Source organism: Streptococcus mitis NCTC 12261, from assembly GCF_000148585.2.
In the GTDB taxonomy this organism is placed as follows: domain Bacteria; phylum Bacillota; class Bacilli; order Lactobacillales; family Streptococcaceae; genus Streptococcus; species Streptococcus mitis.
Genome location: NZ_CP028414.1, coordinates 760,438 through 775,296 on the forward strand (window position 1 = coordinate 760,438; position 14,859 = coordinate 775,296).

A 14,859-nucleotide genomic window follows, 5' to 3' on the forward strand; every position below is an offset into this window, starting at 1 on the left:
AACAAGGGATTTTTCTTTTGTCTGTAAGTCTTTTTTGATATAATAGTTCTATGTTAGAATCAGAAAAACAATCACGTTATCAAATGTTAAATGAAGAGCTCTCTTTTTTATTGGATGGTGAAACCAATGTTTTGGCTAATCTTTCCAATGCCAGCGCTCTTCTAAAATCACGCTTCCCTAATACCGTATTTGCAGGCTTTTATCTGTTCGATGGAATGGAATTGGTTTTAGGTCCTTTCCAAGGCGGTGTTTCCTGTATCCGTATTGCACTTGGAAAAGGTGTTTGTGGGGAGGCAGCTCACTTTCAGGAAACGGTTCTAGTTGGTGATGTAAGGACTTATCCCAACTATATTTCTTGTGATGGTCGAGCTAAAAGTGAAATTGTTGTTCCGATGGTTAAGAATGGTCAATTGCTCGGGGTTCTGGATCTGGATTCTTCAGAGTTTGATGATTATGATGCTATGGATCGAGATTATTTGGAACAATTTGTCGCTATTTTGCTTGAAAAGACAGAATGGGACTTTACAATGTTTGGGGAGAAAGCCTAATGTATCAAGCACTTTATCGAAAATATAGAAGTCAAAACTTCTCCCAGTTGGTTGGTCAAGAAGTTGTGGCTAAGACTCTTAAACAAGCGGTGGAGCAAGAGAAAATAAGTCATGCTTATCTTTTTTCTGGTCCTCGTGGAACGGGAAAAACCAGTGTAGCTAAGATATTTGCCAAGGCTATGAACTGTCCAAATCAAGTGGGTGGGGAACCTTGTAATAACTGCTATATTTGTCAGGCAGTGACGGACGGTAGTTTAGAAGATGTCATCGAAATGGATGCAGCTTCTAATAATGGGGTCGATGAAATCCGTGAAATTCGTGATAAATCTACCTACGCCCCTAGTCTTGCCCGTTATAAGGTTTATATCATAGACGAGGTTCACATGCTGTCTACAGGAGCTTTTAATGCCCTTCTAAAGACGCTGGAAGAGCCAACACAGAATGTGGTCTTTATTTTGGCCACTACTGAATTGCACAAGATACCTGCTACGATTCTATCTCGTGTGCAACGTTTTGAATTTAAATCAATTAAGACACAGGATATTAAGGAGCATATTCGCTATATCTTAGACAAAGAAAATATCAGTTCTGAACCAGAAGCTGTGGAAATCATTGCTAGACGGGCTGAAGGTGGAATGCGGGACGCCTTGTCTATTTTAGATCAAGCCCTGAGTTTAACACAGGGAAATGAGCTGACGACTGCTATCTCTGAAGAAATTACTGGCACAATTAGTCTATCAGCCTTGGATGATTATGTGGCTGCCTTGTCTCAACAGGATGTTCCCAAGGCTTTGTCTTGCTTGAATCTTCTTTTTGACAATGGTAAGAGCATGACTCGTTTTGTGACCGACCTTTTACACTATTTAAGAGACTTGTTAATTGTTCAAACAGGGGGAGAAAACACTCATCATAGTCCAGTCTTTGTAGAAAATTTGACACTTCCTCAAGAAAATCTGTTTGAAATGATTCGCTTAGCGACAGTCAGTTTAGCAGATATTAAGTCTAGTTTGCAGCCTAAGATTTATGCTGAGATGATGACTATCCGTTTGGCAGAGATTAAGCCTGAACCAGCTCTTTCTGGGGCAGTTGAACATGAAATTTCTGCATTGAGACAGGAAGTTGCGCGTCTTAAACAAGAACTCGCAAATGTGGGAACTGTACCCAAGACAACAAGTCCAGCACCTAGTCGCCCAGCAGCAGGCCAGACAGTCTATCGTGTGGATCGCAATAAAGTGCAATCTATCCTACAAGAGGCCGTCGAAAAACCTGATTTAGCACGTCAAAACCTGATTCGTTTGCAGAATGCCTGGGGAGAAGTGATTGAAAGTCTTGGTGGGCCGGACAAGGCTTTGCTAGTTGGTTCTCAACCGGTTGCCGCCAATGAGCACCATGCTATTCTTGCTTTTGAGTCTAACTTCAATGCTGGTCAAACCATGAAACGGGACAATCTCAACACCATGTTTGGTAACATCCTCAGTCAGGCAGCAGGTTTTTCACCCGAAATTTTAGCCATTTCCATGGAGGAATGGAAAGAAGTTCGAGCAGCCTTTTCAGCCAAAGCCAAATCTTCTCAAACTGAAAAAGAAGCAGAAGAAAGTCTGATTCCAGAAGGATTTGAATTTTTGGCTGATAAAGTGAAGGTAGAGGAAGACTAAAGAAAGATTTCATGATACAATAAGTTTATGAATAGACAACAATTTATTATCATTGCGCTGTTTACAGCTGCTGAGACCTATTTTTTCAATGAAGCTTGGATGACTGGTCGTTATATTATGGCAGCCTTTTGGGCCATTTTGCTCTTTAGAAATTTTCGAGTAAGTTACTTGATGGGCAAAATAGTGGATGTCATTGACCAGCATTTAAAAGGAAAAGACTAGTCCTCAGCTTCTAGACAAAATCAAAGCCTTTTAGGCTTTTTTTTGTTATACTATAAAAGTATATTTATTGACCTTTTACCGTATTTTCTAGGGAAATCAAGTATGTTTCCAGTAAGAACTGTAAAGGCCTTGAAAAAGAAAGGAACTATCATGTCAGTATTAGAGATCAAAGATCTTCACGTTGAGATTGAAGGAAAAGAAATTTTAAAAGGGGTTAACCTGACCCTGAAAACAGGAGAAATCGCCGCTATCATGGGACCAAATGGTACAGGTAAATCGACTCTTTCTGCAGCTATCATGGGAAATCCAAACTATGAGGTTACCAAAGGTGAAGTCTTGTTTGATGGCGTAAACATCCTTGAGTTGGAAGTTGACGAGCGTGCGCGTATGGGACTTTTCCTTGCTATGCAATACCCATCAGAAATTCCTGGAATTACCAATGCTGAGTTTCTTCGTGCAGCCATGAATGCTGGTAAAGAAGACGATGAGAAGATTTCAGTTCGTGAGTTTATCACTAAATTGGATGAGAAGATGGAATTGCTCAACATGAAAGAAGAAATGGCTGAGCGTTACCTCAACGAAGGTTTCTCTGGTGGTGAGAAAAAACGTAATGAGATTCTTCAACTTTTGATGTTGGAGCCAACATTTGCCCTTTTGGATGAGATTGACTCTGGTCTTGATATTGACGCTCTTAAAGTTGTGTCTAAGGGTGTTAATGCCATGCGTGGTGAAGGCTTTGGTGCTATGATTATCACTCACTACCAACGTCTTTTGAACTACATCACACCAGACGTGGTACACGTGATGATGGAAGGGCGTGTTGTCCTTTCAGGTGGTCCAGAATTGGCTGCACGTTTGGAACGTGAAGGATACGCAAAACTAGCTGAAGAACTTGGCTACGACTACAAGGAAGAATTGTAATTCCCTCGTATCTTTTAGGAGAAGTAAATGACTAAAGAAAATATTAAACTTTTTTCAGAAATGCACGCTGAACCAAGCTGGTTGGCTGACCTCCGTCAAAAAGCTTTTGATAAGATTGAGAGTTTAGAGTTACCAGTTATTGAGCGTGTCAAATTCCACCGTTGGAATCTGGGTGATGAAACGATTACAGAAAGTGAGCCATCAGCAAATGTTCCAGATTTCACTGCACTAGATAATCACTTGAAGTTGGTGCAAGTAGGAACTCAAACTGTTTTTGAGCAAATTCCAGTTGAGTTGGCTGAACAGGGTGTCGTCTTTACAGACTTCCACTCAGCTTTAGAAGAAATTCCAGAGCTTATTGAAGAATTCTTCATGTCATCTGTTAAGTATGACGATGACAAGTTGGCAGCCTACCATACAGCTTATTTCAACAGTGGTGCTGTTCTCTACATTCCTGATAATGTTGAGATTAAAGAACCAATCGAAGGAATTTTCTATCAAGATAGTGATAGCGATGTGCCGTTTAACAAGCATATTATGATTATCGCTGGTAAAAATTCTAAGATTAGTTATCTGGAACGTTTAGAGTCACGCGGTGAAGGAAGTGCCAAAGCAACTGCTAATATCACAGTAGAAGTAATTGCACGTTCTGGTGCTCAAGTGAAGTTTGCTGCTATCGATCGTTTAGGAGAAAACGTCACTGCCTACATTAGCCGTCGTGGTAAATTAGGCAACGATGCAAGCATTGACTGGGCAATCGGTGTCATGAACGAAGGGAACGTCGTTGCGGACTTTGATAGTGACTTGATTGGTAACGGTAGCCATGCAGATCTCAAGGTTGTAGCTCTTTCAAGTGGTCGTCAGGTACAAGGGATTGATACTCGAGTGACTAACTATGGTTGCAACTCAATCGGAAATATCCTACAACATGGGGTTATTCTTGAAAAAGCAACTTTAACTTTCAACGGTATCGGGCACATTATCAAGGGGGCTAAGGGAGCAGATGCGCAACAAGAAAGTCGTGTTCTCATGCTTTCAGACCAAGCGCGTTCAGATGCCAATCCAATTCTTTTGATTGATGAAAATGACGTAACTGCAGGACATGCGGCTTCTATCGGTCAGGTAGATCCAGAAGACATGTACTACCTCATGAGCCGTGGTTTAGATAAGGCAACTGCAGAACGTTTGGTTGTTCGTGGTTTCCTTGGCTCCGTTATCGTTGAGATTCCAGTCAAGGAAGTTCGTGATGAAATGATTGCAACTATCGAAGAAAAATTGTCAAAACGCTAAGGGGTAGCCTATGTTAGATGTAGAAGTGATTCGCAAGGATTTTCCAATTTTAGACCAGATTGTTAATGATGAACCATTGGTTTATTTGGACAATGCTGCGACGACACAAAAACCACTAGCAGTTCTGGAGACGATTAACCGCTACTATGAGAACGACAATGCCAATGTTCATCGTGGCGTTCATACCTTGGCAGAAAGAGCGACAGCTTCTTATGAAGCCGCTCGTGAAACTATTGGTGAGTTTATCAATGCAGGGTCTACAAAGGAAGTTCTCTTTACCAGAGGAACGACAACCAGTCTGAACTGGGTGGCACACTTTGCAGAGGAAGTCTTGACTGAGGGAGACCAGGTTTTGATTTCTGTCATGGAACATCATTCCAACATCATTCCTTGGCAGGAGGCCTGTCGCAAGACTGGAGCAGAGCTTGTCTATGTTTATCTCAAGGACGGAGCTCTGGATATGGATGATTTGCGAACTAAATTGACTGACAAGGTCAAGTTTGTTTCGCTAGCTCACGCCTCCAATGTTCTTGGTGTGGTTAATCCTATCAAAGAAATCACTCAATTGGCCCATCAAGTTGGAGCCATCATGGTGGTGGATGGTGCTCAATCTACTCCTCATATGAAGATCGATGTCCGGGACTTGGATGTGGACTTCTTTGCCTTTTCAGGTCACAAGATGGCTGGTCCAACTGGTATTGGTGTTCTTTATGGTAAAGAAAAGTATCTGGAACAAATGTCACCAGTAGAATTTGGTGGTGAGATGATTGATTTTGTCTATGAGCAATCTGCTAGTTGGAAGGAATTGCCTTGGAAATTTGAGGCTGGAACTCCTAATATGGCAGGTGCAATTGGACTTGCTGCGGCAGTGGATTATCTGGAAAAGATTGGTATGGATGCCATTGAAGCTCATGAACAGGAATTAATCGCATACGTCTATCCAAAACTGAAGGCGATTGAAGGATTGACCATTTATGGTTCGCAGGACTTGGCTCAACGTTCAGGTGTCATTGCCTTTAACCTAGGTGACCTTCATCCTCACGACCTTGCGACTGCTTTGGATTATGAAGGAGTGGCTGTTCGAGCAGGTCACCACTGTGCGCAACCCTTGCTCCAGTATTTGGATGTTCCAGCCACAGCTCGTGCAAGTTTTTATATCTACAATACCAAGGCAGATTGCGATAAGCTAGTCGATGCCTTACAAAAGACAAAGGAGTTTTTCAATGGCACTTTCTAAACTAGATAGCCTTTATATGGCAGTGGTAGCGGACCATTCGAAAAATCCACATCACCAAGGGAAGTTGGAAGATGCTGAGCAAATCAGTCTCAACAATCCGACTTGTGGGGATGTTATCAATCTCTCTGTCAAGTTTGATACAGAGAATCGTTTGGAAGATATCGCTTTTCTAAACTCAGGTTGTACCATCTCAACTGCCTCTGCAAGCATGATGACGGACACAGTTTTAGGAAAAACCAAAGAAGAAATTTTAGAACTTGCGACTATTTTTTCTGAAATGGTTCAAGGGCAAAAAGATGAACGCCAAGACCAACTAGGCGATGCAGCTTTCTTATCAGGCGTTGCAAAATTCCCTCAACGAATCAAGTGTGCAACCCTAGCTTGGAACGCTTTGAAGAAAACAATTGAAAATCAAGAAAACAAGTAAGGCAAGTTTCTTTTGTCTTATGAATCAGTAGAAATGAAGAATGAAAGAAAGGATATTATGGCTGAAGAAAGAGTAGAACCAAAACCAATTGACCTTGGTGAATATAAATTTGGTTTCCATGATGATGTAGAGCCTGTCCTATCGACAGGAAAAGGATTGAATGAAGATGTCATTCGTGAACTATCAGCTGCTAAGGGAGAACCTGAGTGGATGCTAGAATTCCGTTTGAAGTCTTATGAAACCTTCAAAAAAATGCCCATGCAAACTTGGGGAGCAGACTTGTCAGAGATTGACTTTGATGACTTGATTTATTACCAAAAACCATCTGATAAACCAGCTCGTTCATGGGATGAGGTTCCTGAAAAAATTAAAGAAACCTTTGAACGTATCGGGATTCCGGAAGCTGAGCGTGCCTATCTAGCAGGTGCCTCTGCCCAGTATGAGTCAGAAGTGGTTTACCACAACATGAAGGAAGAGTTCCAGAAGTTGGGGATTATCTTTACAGATACGGATTCTGCCCTCAAGGAATACCCAGACTTGTTTAAACAATACTTTGCTAAGTTGGTACCGCCAACAGATAACAAATTGGCTGCCCTTAACTCAGCAGTATGGTCTGGTGGAACCTTTATCTACGTACCAAAAGGGGTCAAGGTAGATATTCCTCTTCAAACTTACTTCCGTATCAACAACGAGAATACAGGTCAGTTTGAACGTACCTTGATTATCGTTGATGAGGGAGCAAGTGTCCATTATGTAGAAGGATGTACAGCGCCAACTTATTCAAGTAACAGCTTGCACGCTGCCATCGTAGAAATCTTTGCCTTGGATGGAGCTTATATGCGTTATACGACTATCCAAAACTGGTCTGATAACGTCTATAACTTGGTAACCAAACGTGCTAAAGCTCAAAAGGATGCCACTGTTGAGTGGATTGATGGTAACTTGGGTGCTAAAACAACCATGAAATACCCATCTGTTTACCTAGATGGAGAAGGGGCGCGTGGTACCATGCTCTCTATTGCCTTTGCCAATGCAGGGCAACACCAGGACACTGGTGCCAAGATGATCCACAATGCTCCACATACCAGCTCGTCTATTGTGTCTAAATCCATCGCTAAAGGCGGAGGAAAGGTTGACTACCGTGGACAGGTAACTTTTAATAAGAACTCTAAGAAATCTGTTTCTCACATCGAGTGTGATACCATTATCATGGATGACTTGTCAGCATCAGATACCATTCCGTTTAACGAAATTCACAACTCACAAGTCGCTTTGGAACACGAAGCTAAGGTATCTAAGATTTCAGAAGAGCAACTCTATTACCTCATGAGCCGTGGATTGTCAGAATCTGAAGCAACTGAGATGATTGTAATGGGATTTGTAGAACCCTTTACAAAAGAACTTCCAATGGAATATGCAGTTGAGCTGAACCGCTTGATCAGCTACGAAATGGAAGGATCAGTTGGGTAAAATTTGATTTTAGATTTACCCAAGGTCAAGAACTTTGAAGATGAACTTCTAACAAAAAATCGCGGTTTAAAATCGCGATTTTTTTATAATTTTTCGTTGATGAAGCGGATAAACTGATTCCACCAAACTTTTAAGAAGAAGGCTTTTTCAACTTTCTTTTCTGCTACCATTTCAAAACTAGGACGTTCTGTAGTGATGTAACCTTGACCAATCAAATCATTGTCTTCATAAGTTAAATGACCAACCACTGTTCCGGCTTCAAGTGGTGCTGGGATTGCTTTAGAATCAGGTGTGAATTGAACAGATTGAGAAGATTGACCCCCAACACGTTCAATTAGAGAGATATCATCTTTGGCAATAGCAGTGACTGTATCTTCTTTTCCATCTTGTACAGGGGCTTTACTATCTTGGTAGGCATCGCCTTTTTGAACGATTTTACGAAGTGTGAATGTAGAAGAGATATAATCCATTAGTGAAGATGTAGCTGTGAAGCGAGCGTAAGGATTATTGTCTTGATGATCTGCATTCAAAACAACTGTGATAACCCTCATCCCTTTTTCAACAGTAGTACCAACAAAAGATTCTCCAGCCTTGTCTGTTGTTCCTGTCTTAAGGCCATCAAAACCACCGCGATAAGCAGGCATACCCTCTAACATGTAGTTGGTAGAAGTGATTGTCATTCCAGCAAAAGTAGAAGAAGGTTTTTTCGTGATTTCCAAGACTTGTGGGTATTTTTTGATGAGGTTGCGAGCAACGATAGCGACATCATAAGCACTGAGCTTATTTTCCTCATCTTTTTTAGAACCTGGGTAAATGTTATCCCCTAGAGTCTCATTGTTAAGACCCGTCGTATTAACAACAGTGGCATCCTGAATTCCCCATTCCAAGAGTTTTGCGCGCATCATATCGACGAAATCTTTTTCTGAGCCAGCAATTTTCTCAGCTAGGGCAATAGCCGCACTGTTAGCACTAGATACTAGGGTTGCTTCAAGTAGTTGTTCGACGGTGTAATTACGAGCCTCCATAGGAACGTTACTCGCTTCAGAATTTGTCGTTAATTTGTAAGGATAATCAGAAATATCTACCGGAGTTGATAGTGTAATACTGCCATTTTCCAAGGCTTCATAGACAAGATAAACAGTAATTAACTTTGTGATTGAAGCAATTTCAACTGGCTGGGTTGCATCTTTCTCATAGAGAATTTTACCAGTATTCGCCTCAACGGCAATTGCATGTTTAGCAGCAATATTAAAATCTTGAGCAGCAACAGTAGATGCTGAGCCAATAACGGAAAGGCTTAAAAGAGTTAAAATTATTTTTTTCATAGTAAGTTTATTCTATCATAAAGAAAAAAATATTCCCAGTTTCATGATATAAGAAAGAAGCTTTTTTGAAAGTGTGGTAAAATAGATGAATGGAGGTACCTCATGTTTCGTAAGAATAAATTATTTTTTTGGACCAGTGAGATTTTACTATTAACCATTATCTTTTATTTATGGAGAGAGATGGGAGCGATTATTACACCTTTTGTAAGCGTTGCAAACACTATAATGATTCCCTTTCTTTTAGGTGGTTTTTTATATTATTTGACCAATCCTATTGTAAATTTTTTACAAAAGTATTTCAAAATTAACCGTATCATTGGTATTCTACTAACCTTGTGCGCCTTGGTTTGGGGGCTAGTTATTGGGGTAGTCTATCTCTTACCGATTTTGATTAATCAGCTGACAAGTTTGATTGCAACAAGTCAGACAATTTATAGTCGTTTGCAAGATTTGATTGTGGATTTATCTACTTATCCAGCCTTTCAAAATTTAGATATTCAAGCGACGATTCAACAGTTAAATCTCTCCTATGTAGATATTCTACAGAATATCCTAAATAGTGTAACGAATAGTGTTGGAAGTGTCCTATCTGCGCTCTTTAGTACTGTTTTGATTATTATCATGACCCCTGTATTTTTAATTTATTTTTTGTTAGATGGTCACAAGTTCTTGCCGATGCTTGAACGTACTGTTTTAAAGCGAGACAAGTTGCATATTACAGGTCTTTTAAAAAATTTGAATACTACAATTGCTCGATATATTAGTGGAGTTGCTATTGATGCGATTATTATTGGTTGTTTGGCCTTTATCGGATATAGCGTAATCGGTTTGAAATACGCTTTGGTCTTCGCTATCTTTTCAGGATTAGCCAATCTCATTCCTTATGTAGGCCCAAGTATTGGTTTGATTCCGATGATTATCGCTAATGTCTTTACTGATCCTCATAGAATGCTGATTGCAGTTGTTTATATGCTGATTATTCAACAAGTGGATGGAAATATTCTTTACCCTCGAATCGTTGGTGGTGTGATGAAGGTTCATCCAATTACGATTTTAGTATTACTTTTGTTATCAAGTAATATCTATGGTGTCATTGGTATGATTGTCGCAGTACCAACCTATTCTATCTTAAAAGAAATTTCTAAGTTTTTATCACGCTTGTATGAAAATCATAAAATAATGAAAGAACGAGAAAGAGAATTAGCTAAGTAAAAGTCAGGAAATTCCTGATTTTTCTTTTTCATTAAAGAAGTGATAGGAGTAGAATTACCGTTTAGATTAGCAGATTAAGAATAATTCACAAAAACTTTGTAAAACACTTGCAATTTAGCTGAAATTTGATAAAATAGTAAGGAAAGTTAGACTGTATTGCCTACTGTCTATCTATAAAATATATTTTATTGGAGGCTTTTACTCAAATGGCAAAAGAAAAATACGATCGTAGTAAACCACACGTTAACATTGGTACTATCGGACACGTTGACCACGGTAAAACTACTTTGACAGCAGCTATCACAACTGTTTTGGCACGTCGCTTGCCTTCAGCTGTTAACCAACCTAAAGACTATGCGTCTATCGATGCTGCTCCAGAAGAACGCGAACGTGGTATCACAATCAACACTGCGCACGTTGAGTACGAAACTGAAAAACGTCACTACGCTCACATCGACGCTCCAGGACACGCGGACTATGTTAAAAACATGATCACTGGTGCCGCTCAAATGGACGGAGCTATCCTTGTAGTAGCTTCAACTGACGGACCAATGCCACAAACTCGTGAGCACATCCTTCTTTCACGTCAGGTTGGTGTTAAACACCTTATCGTCTTCATGAACAAAGTTGACTTGGTTGACGACGAAGAATTGCTTGAATTGGTTGAAATGGAAATCCGTGACCTATTGTCAGAATACGACTTCCCAGGTGACGATCTTCCAGTTATCCAAGGTTCAGCTCTTAAAGCCCTTGAAGGTGACACTAAATACGAAGACATCGTTATGGAATTGATGAACACAGTTGATGAGTACATCCCAGAACCAGAACGTGACACTGACAAACCATTGCTTCTTCCAGTCGAAGACGTATTCTCAATCACTGGTCGTGGTACAGTTGCTTCAGGACGTATCGACCGTGGTATCGTTAAAGTCAACGACGAAATCGAAATCGTTGGTATCAAAGAAGAAACTCAAAAAGCAGTTGTTACTGGTGTTGAAATGTTCCGTAAACAACTTGACGAAGGTCTTGCCGGAGATAATGTAGGTGTCCTTCTTCGTGGTGTTCAACGTGATGAAATCGAACGTGGACAAGTTATTGCTAAACCAGGTTCAATCAACCCACACACTAAATTCAAAGGTGAAGTTTACATCCTTACTAAAGAAGAAGGTGGACGTCACACTCCATTCTTCAACAACTACCGTCCACAATTCTACTTCCGTACTACTGACGTTACAGGTTCAATCGAACTTCCAGCAGGTACTGAAATGGTAATGCCTGGTGATAACGTGACAATCGACGTTGAGTTGATCCACCCAATCGCCGTAGAACAAGGTACTACATTCTCTATCCGTGAGGGTGGACGTACTGTTGGTTCAGGTATGGTTACAGAAATCGAAGCTTAATTCGATTTAGTTCCCAGAAGAACAATTATTTAAGTCAGACACTAAAAGAATCTTGCTATGCAAGGTTCTTTTTTTCTGATATTGAACTAAAATTGAAGAATTGTACACAAAAAAGCTCTATACACTTGATGGGCATAGAGCAAACGGAGCTTTATCTGATATAGAGTTCTTGGTTTTTCAAGACAATTTCACGTACGCTTGCAAACTTTTTGAGTTTTTTGATTTCTTCTGGATGAGTGACGAGAGTGATAACATAGCCTTCTTTACCCATGCGACCTGTACGGCCAGCACGGTGAGTGTAGGTTTCAATATCTCTAGGAACATCAAAGTTTACGACACATTCTAGGCTATCGATATCAATTCCACGTGCCAGAAGGTCTGTTGCAAGAAGTAGGGTTAGTTGCTTGTCTTTAAACTTTTCTAAGATGACTTTTCTAAATTTGACATTGACATCACTAGCGAGGGAAACAGCCAGGATATCCCGATATTGTAGTTTTTCTTCTGCACTTCCAAGGTCTGATAGGCTGTTAAAGAAGACTAGACCACGGAAATCCTCTACATGAGCCAGTTTTCGTAGCATATCCACTCGGTGACGTTGCTCTACCTGCATGTAGAAGTGCTGGATGTTGTCCAGTTTTTGATCAGAGAGATTAATGGTACGTGTGTTAGGCGCAATCTTCTTTTGGTCAAACTTGGTTGTCGCACTCATATAGACAAGTTGGTGGTCACGAGGTGCGTAGTGAGTAATTTTCTCGACAAAGTGTATCTGAGAATCATCTAGTAATTGGTCGAATTCATCCAGGATGATGGTTTCCACATTCATCATCTTGATTTTTTTCAATTTAATCAGTTCAAAGATACGGCCAGGGGTTCCAATCAGAATTTCTGGTCCTTTTTTGAGTCGTTCAATTTGACGTTTTTGACTCGAACCTGATAAGAAGAGTTGGGTAGTTAAGCAGATAGCTTCAGCCCACGTTTTACATACATCAAAAATCTGTCCAGCAAGCTCAGTATTTGGTGCTAGAATCAAGAGTTGTTGGTTTTTTTTCTTTTGTAGTCTGAGAAGACTTGGTAGAAGGTAAGCTAGGGTCTTACCAGTTCCTGTTGGGCTCACTCCTAGGAGGTTTTCTCCAGCAAGAAGGGGCTCAAATAGTTGGGTTTGAATGGGAGTGAATTCTTGGAAACCGAGTTGGTCACTCAGTTCTTGCCATTCAGTCGGTAGTTTGTTTTTCATTTTTCTGCCTCAAATCTAATGCCAGCAGTCTGGCGCATGGTAAATAGTAGTTCATGAACAAAACTTGCATCTTCCAACCAAGTTTGGTAGAGATTCAGATCTGGTTGCTGGATCATGTGTGCAAATGCAGCGACTTCCTCAGTCATTGTATGAGGAGCCTGTTGGATAGGGAGTTGGACTTGATTGCCTTGATGGTCGGTAAAAATAGCCGAGCGAACATGCTCAATCGTGTTGAGAGTCAAGGTTCCATCTGTTGTGTAAATTTCGCAAGGAAGATTGGAAGTGATGTTTTTCCCAGCCTTGATGTGAACTTGAAAGTCTGGGTAGAAGAGGATGCCATCGCCATTTAGGTCAATGCTATTGTCAAGCTGTTGAGCCTGATAGGTCACATCCTTAGCTTTTCCAAAGAGACGAACGGCAGCGTAGAGGGGATAAATCCCCAAATCCATAAGAGCTCCACCAGCAAAACGATCTGAAAAGACATTTGGTGTCTGTCCAGCCAACAAGTTAGGCATTTTGGAAGAATACTTGGCATAGTTGAAATCTGCTCCCAAAATTAGTTTGTCTGCTAAAAAGTTTTTGATGATAGTGAAAGCTTTTTCATGGTAGTTCCGTGCCGCTTCGAAGATAAAACAGTGATTTTTCTCAGCTGTATGTCTCAAATCTAGCCATTCTTGTGGATGAGTGACAGCTGGCTTTTCAAGAATGACGTGCTTACCAGCAGACAAGGCAGCCTTGGCTTGAACAAAATGCAAGGAGTTTGGGCTAGCAATATAGACCACATCAAAGGAGCTCTTGAAGAAGTCCTCTACTTGATCAAAGAGTTGGATATTCTGATAGCGAGAAGCAAAGGTTGCCGCAGTTTCTAGTTTTCTAGAATAGATTGCGACCAGCTTGTATTCTCCACTGGAATGGGCTGCTTCTATGAAGTGGTGGCTGATAGCCCCTGTTCCGATGATACCTAATTTAAGCATAGTGACTCCTTTTCCGATTTCAAATCCTTCTTTCATTATAACATAGATAGACGGGACTATCCAACAGAGGGGAAAAAATTTCAAATAATCTACTAGGTCTTTTCCAAAGAAAGTGGTACAATAATGAGATGAGTAAATGAAATGGGAGGGAAAATGAGGTTATTACCTATAAGAAAAATATCACGTCAGTCTAAGAGGCTAGCGCTTTTTTTGACTTTTTGTGCAGGATATGTAGACGCCTATACTTTTATTGTGCGAGGGAATACTCTTGTAGCTGGACAAACTGGGAATGTCGTCTTTCTATCAGTGGGGCTCATTCAACACAATGTTTCAGATGCTAGTGCCAAAGTAATGACCTTGCTAGCTTTTATGATGGGGGTCTTTTTACTAACGATTTATAAGGAAAAATTGAGAATTGTGAAAAAGCCAATTCTGTCACTGATTCCTTTGGCAATCTTATCAATCATTATTGGTTTTGTGCCGCAAACTGTAGATAATATCTATCTAGTACCGCCATTAGCCTTTTGTATGGGCTTGGTGACAACTGCTTTTGGTGAGGTTTCGGGTATTGCCTATAATAACGCGTTTATGACAGGGAATATCAAACGGACCATGCTGGCTTTTGGAGATTATTTTCGGACCAAGCACACTCCTTTTTTACGTGAAGGGATTATCTTTGTTAGCCTGCTTAGTAGTTTTGTCCTTGGCGTTGTCTTTTCAGCTTATTTGACGATTTTCTATCATGAAAAGACCATTCTTGGTGTTCCTATTATGATGAGCATTTTTTACCTCAGCATGCTTTTTGCCTCTTGGCAGAAAAAAGTAAAAGAAAAAGCTTCATTTTAGGTGTTATTACTTGTAAGAAAATAGGAGATATGCTATACTTGAAGAGTTGACTATGCACGATCCTGTGCAACCGCACGAACATCGTTGCTTGATTA

General features: G+C 40.5%; 14 protein-coding genes and 1 other annotated feature (1 of these 15 only partly in view). Of the genes, 11 read left to right on the forward strand and 3 right to left on the reverse strand.

Annotation, left to right across the window (positions count from 1 at the left end; translation table 11 throughout):
* Positions 1-50 precede the first annotated feature (50 nt).
* From SM12261_RS04110 to sufB, 8 genes are all read left to right on the forward strand, one after another.
* Positions 51-548 (forward strand): GAF domain-containing protein, encoded by a 498-nt coding sequence (locus tag SM12261_RS04110; RefSeq protein WP_020901731.1) that lies wholly within the window; start codon positions 51-53, stop codon positions 546-548.
* A complete protein-coding gene (gene dnaX / locus SM12261_RS04115; RefSeq protein WP_000283807.1) occupies positions 548-2,203 on the forward strand; it encodes a DNA polymerase III subunit gamma/tau in 1,656 nt (551 codons plus the stop codon). Before SM12261_RS04110 ends, dnaX begins: the two co-directional genes overlap by 1 nt.
* Before the next feature lie 27 nt (positions 2,204-2,230).
* Complete coding sequence (locus SM12261_RS04120) at positions 2,231-2,425, forward strand: DUF3272 domain-containing protein (protein ID WP_001081602.1); 195 nt, start codon at positions 2,231-2,233, stop codon at positions 2,423-2,425.
* Positions 2,426-2,575: 150 nt separating this feature from the next.
* Entirely contained in the window at positions 2,576-3,346 is a 771-nt protein-coding gene (gene sufC, locus SM12261_RS04125) for a Fe-S cluster assembly ATPase SufC (protein WP_000114489.1), read from the forward strand.
* Between the two features lie 27 nt (positions 3,347-3,373).
* The gene (gene sufD, locus SM12261_RS04130; RefSeq protein ID WP_000159649.1) at positions 3,374-4,636 is read left to right on the forward strand and encodes a Fe-S cluster assembly protein SufD; all 1,263 of its coding nucleotides are present in this window, start codon (positions 3,374-3,376) and stop codon (positions 4,634-4,636) included.
* A 10-nt stretch (positions 4,637-4,646) separates the two neighbouring features.
* Positions 4,647-5,873 carry a cysteine desulfurase gene (locus SM12261_RS04135; protein WP_000887745.1) on the forward strand — a complete coding sequence of 409 codons (1,227 nt, stop codon included), beginning with the start codon at positions 4,647-4,649 and terminating at the stop codon, positions 5,871-5,873.
* Complete coding sequence (gene sufU / locus SM12261_RS04140) at positions 5,860-6,300, forward strand: Fe-S cluster assembly sulfur transfer protein SufU (protein ID WP_001218492.1); 441 nt, start codon at positions 5,860-5,862, stop codon at positions 6,298-6,300. Before SM12261_RS04135 ends, sufU begins: the two co-directional genes overlap by 14 nt.
* Positions 6,301-6,357: 57 nt before the next feature.
* Positions 6,358-7,770: a Fe-S cluster assembly protein SufB gene (gene sufB / locus SM12261_RS04145; RefSeq protein ID WP_000797054.1), complete on the forward strand. Its 1,413-nt coding sequence runs from the start codon at positions 6,358-6,360 to the stop codon at positions 7,768-7,770.
* An 83-nt stretch (positions 7,771-7,853) separates the two neighbouring features.
* Here sufB and pbp3 read toward each other — a convergent pair whose 3' ends face one another.
* Complete coding sequence (pbp3, locus tag SM12261_RS04150; protein WP_000720658.1) at positions 7,854-9,095, reverse strand: D-alanyl-D-alanine carboxypeptidase PBP3; 1,242 nt, start codon at positions 9,093-9,095, stop codon at positions 7,854-7,856.
* Between the two features lie 102 nt (positions 9,096-9,197).
* Between pbp3 and SM12261_RS04155 the strand changes: the two genes are divergently transcribed.
* Both SM12261_RS04155 and tuf read left to right on the forward strand, forming a co-directional pair.
* Complete coding sequence (locus SM12261_RS04155) at positions 9,198-10,307, forward strand: AI-2E family transporter (protein ID WP_078228379.1); 1,110 nt, start codon at positions 9,198-9,200, stop codon at positions 10,305-10,307.
* A 206-nt stretch (positions 10,308-10,513) separates the two neighbouring features.
* Positions 10,514-11,710, forward strand: a complete 1,197-nt coding sequence (gene tuf, locus SM12261_RS04160; protein ID WP_001040721.1) for an elongation factor Tu — start codon at positions 10,514-10,516, stop codon at positions 11,708-11,710.
* A 151-nt stretch (positions 11,711-11,861) separates the two neighbouring features.
* Here the strand turns inward: tuf and SM12261_RS04165 are convergent, their stop codons facing one another.
* Both SM12261_RS04165 and SM12261_RS04170 read right to left on the reverse strand, forming a co-directional pair.
* Positions 11,862-12,944, reverse strand: coding sequence for a DEAD/DEAH box helicase (locus SM12261_RS04165; protein WP_000791756.1), 1,083 nt, complete (start codon positions 12,942-12,944; stop codon positions 11,862-11,864).
* On the reverse strand, positions 12,941-13,918 hold the full coding sequence (locus tag SM12261_RS04170) for a Gfo/Idh/MocA family protein (RefSeq protein WP_000915854.1): 978 nt from the start codon (positions 13,916-13,918) through the stop codon (positions 12,941-12,943). Before SM12261_RS04170 ends, SM12261_RS04165 begins: the two co-directional genes overlap by 4 nt.
* A gap of 141 nt (positions 13,919-14,059) precedes the next feature.
* Here SM12261_RS04170 and SM12261_RS04175 point away from each other — a divergent pair, with 141 nt between their 5' ends.
* Positions 14,060-14,764 (forward strand): YoaK family protein, encoded by a 705-nt coding sequence (locus SM12261_RS04175; protein ID WP_004261388.1) that lies wholly within the window; start codon positions 14,060-14,062, stop codon positions 14,762-14,764.
* A 58-nt stretch (positions 14,765-14,822) separates the two neighbouring features.
* Positions 14,823-14,859 (forward strand) — a sequence feature (ribosomal protein L21 leader region); it runs 51 nt beyond the window's last position.

Excerpts from the sequence above, each read along its gene's own strand:
- SM12261_RS04135 (WP_000887745.1), top strand. The coding sequence starts at position 4,647 with ATGTTAGATGTAGAAGTGATTCGCAAGGATTTTCCAATTTTAGACCAG.
- SM12261_RS04170 (WP_000915854.1), bottom strand. The coding sequence starts at position 13,918 with ATGCTTAAATTAGGTATCATCGGAACAGGGGCTATCAGCCACCACTTC.
- dnaX (WP_000283807.1), top strand. The coding sequence starts at position 548 with ATGTATCAAGCACTTTATCGAAAATATAGAAGTCAAAACTTCTCCCAG.
- sufD (WP_000159649.1), top strand. The coding sequence starts at position 3,374 with ATGACTAAAGAAAATATTAAACTTTTTTCAGAAATGCACGCTGAACCA.
- SM12261_RS04165 (WP_000791756.1), bottom strand. The coding sequence starts at position 12,944 with ATGAAAAACAAACTACCGACTGAATGGCAAGAACTGAGTGACCAACTC.
- sufU (WP_001218492.1), top strand. The coding sequence starts at position 5,860 with ATGGCACTTTCTAAACTAGATAGCCTTTATATGGCAGTGGTAGCGGAC.
- SM12261_RS04175 (WP_004261388.1), top strand. The coding sequence starts at position 14,060 with ATGGGAGGGAAAATGAGGTTATTACCTATAAGAAAAATATCACGTCAG.
- tuf (WP_001040721.1), top strand. The coding sequence starts at position 10,514 with ATGGCAAAAGAAAAATACGATCGTAGTAAACCACACGTTAACATTGGT.
- pbp3 (WP_000720658.1), bottom strand. The coding sequence starts at position 9,095 with ATGAAAAAAATAATTTTAACTCTTTTAAGCCTTTCCGTTATTGGCTCA.
- SM12261_RS04110 (WP_020901731.1), top strand. The coding sequence starts at position 51 with ATGTTAGAATCAGAAAAACAATCACGTTATCAAATGTTAAATGAAGAG.
- sufB (WP_000797054.1), top strand. The coding sequence starts at position 6,358 with ATGGCTGAAGAAAGAGTAGAACCAAAACCAATTGACCTTGGTGAATAT.
- sufC (WP_000114489.1), top strand. The coding sequence starts at position 2,576 with ATGTCAGTATTAGAGATCAAAGATCTTCACGTTGAGATTGAAGGAAAA.
- SM12261_RS04120 (WP_001081602.1), top strand. The coding sequence starts at position 2,231 with ATGAATAGACAACAATTTATTATCATTGCGCTGTTTACAGCTGCTGAG.
- SM12261_RS04155 (WP_078228379.1), top strand. The coding sequence starts at position 9,198 with ATGTTTCGTAAGAATAAATTATTTTTTTGGACCAGTGAGATTTTACTA.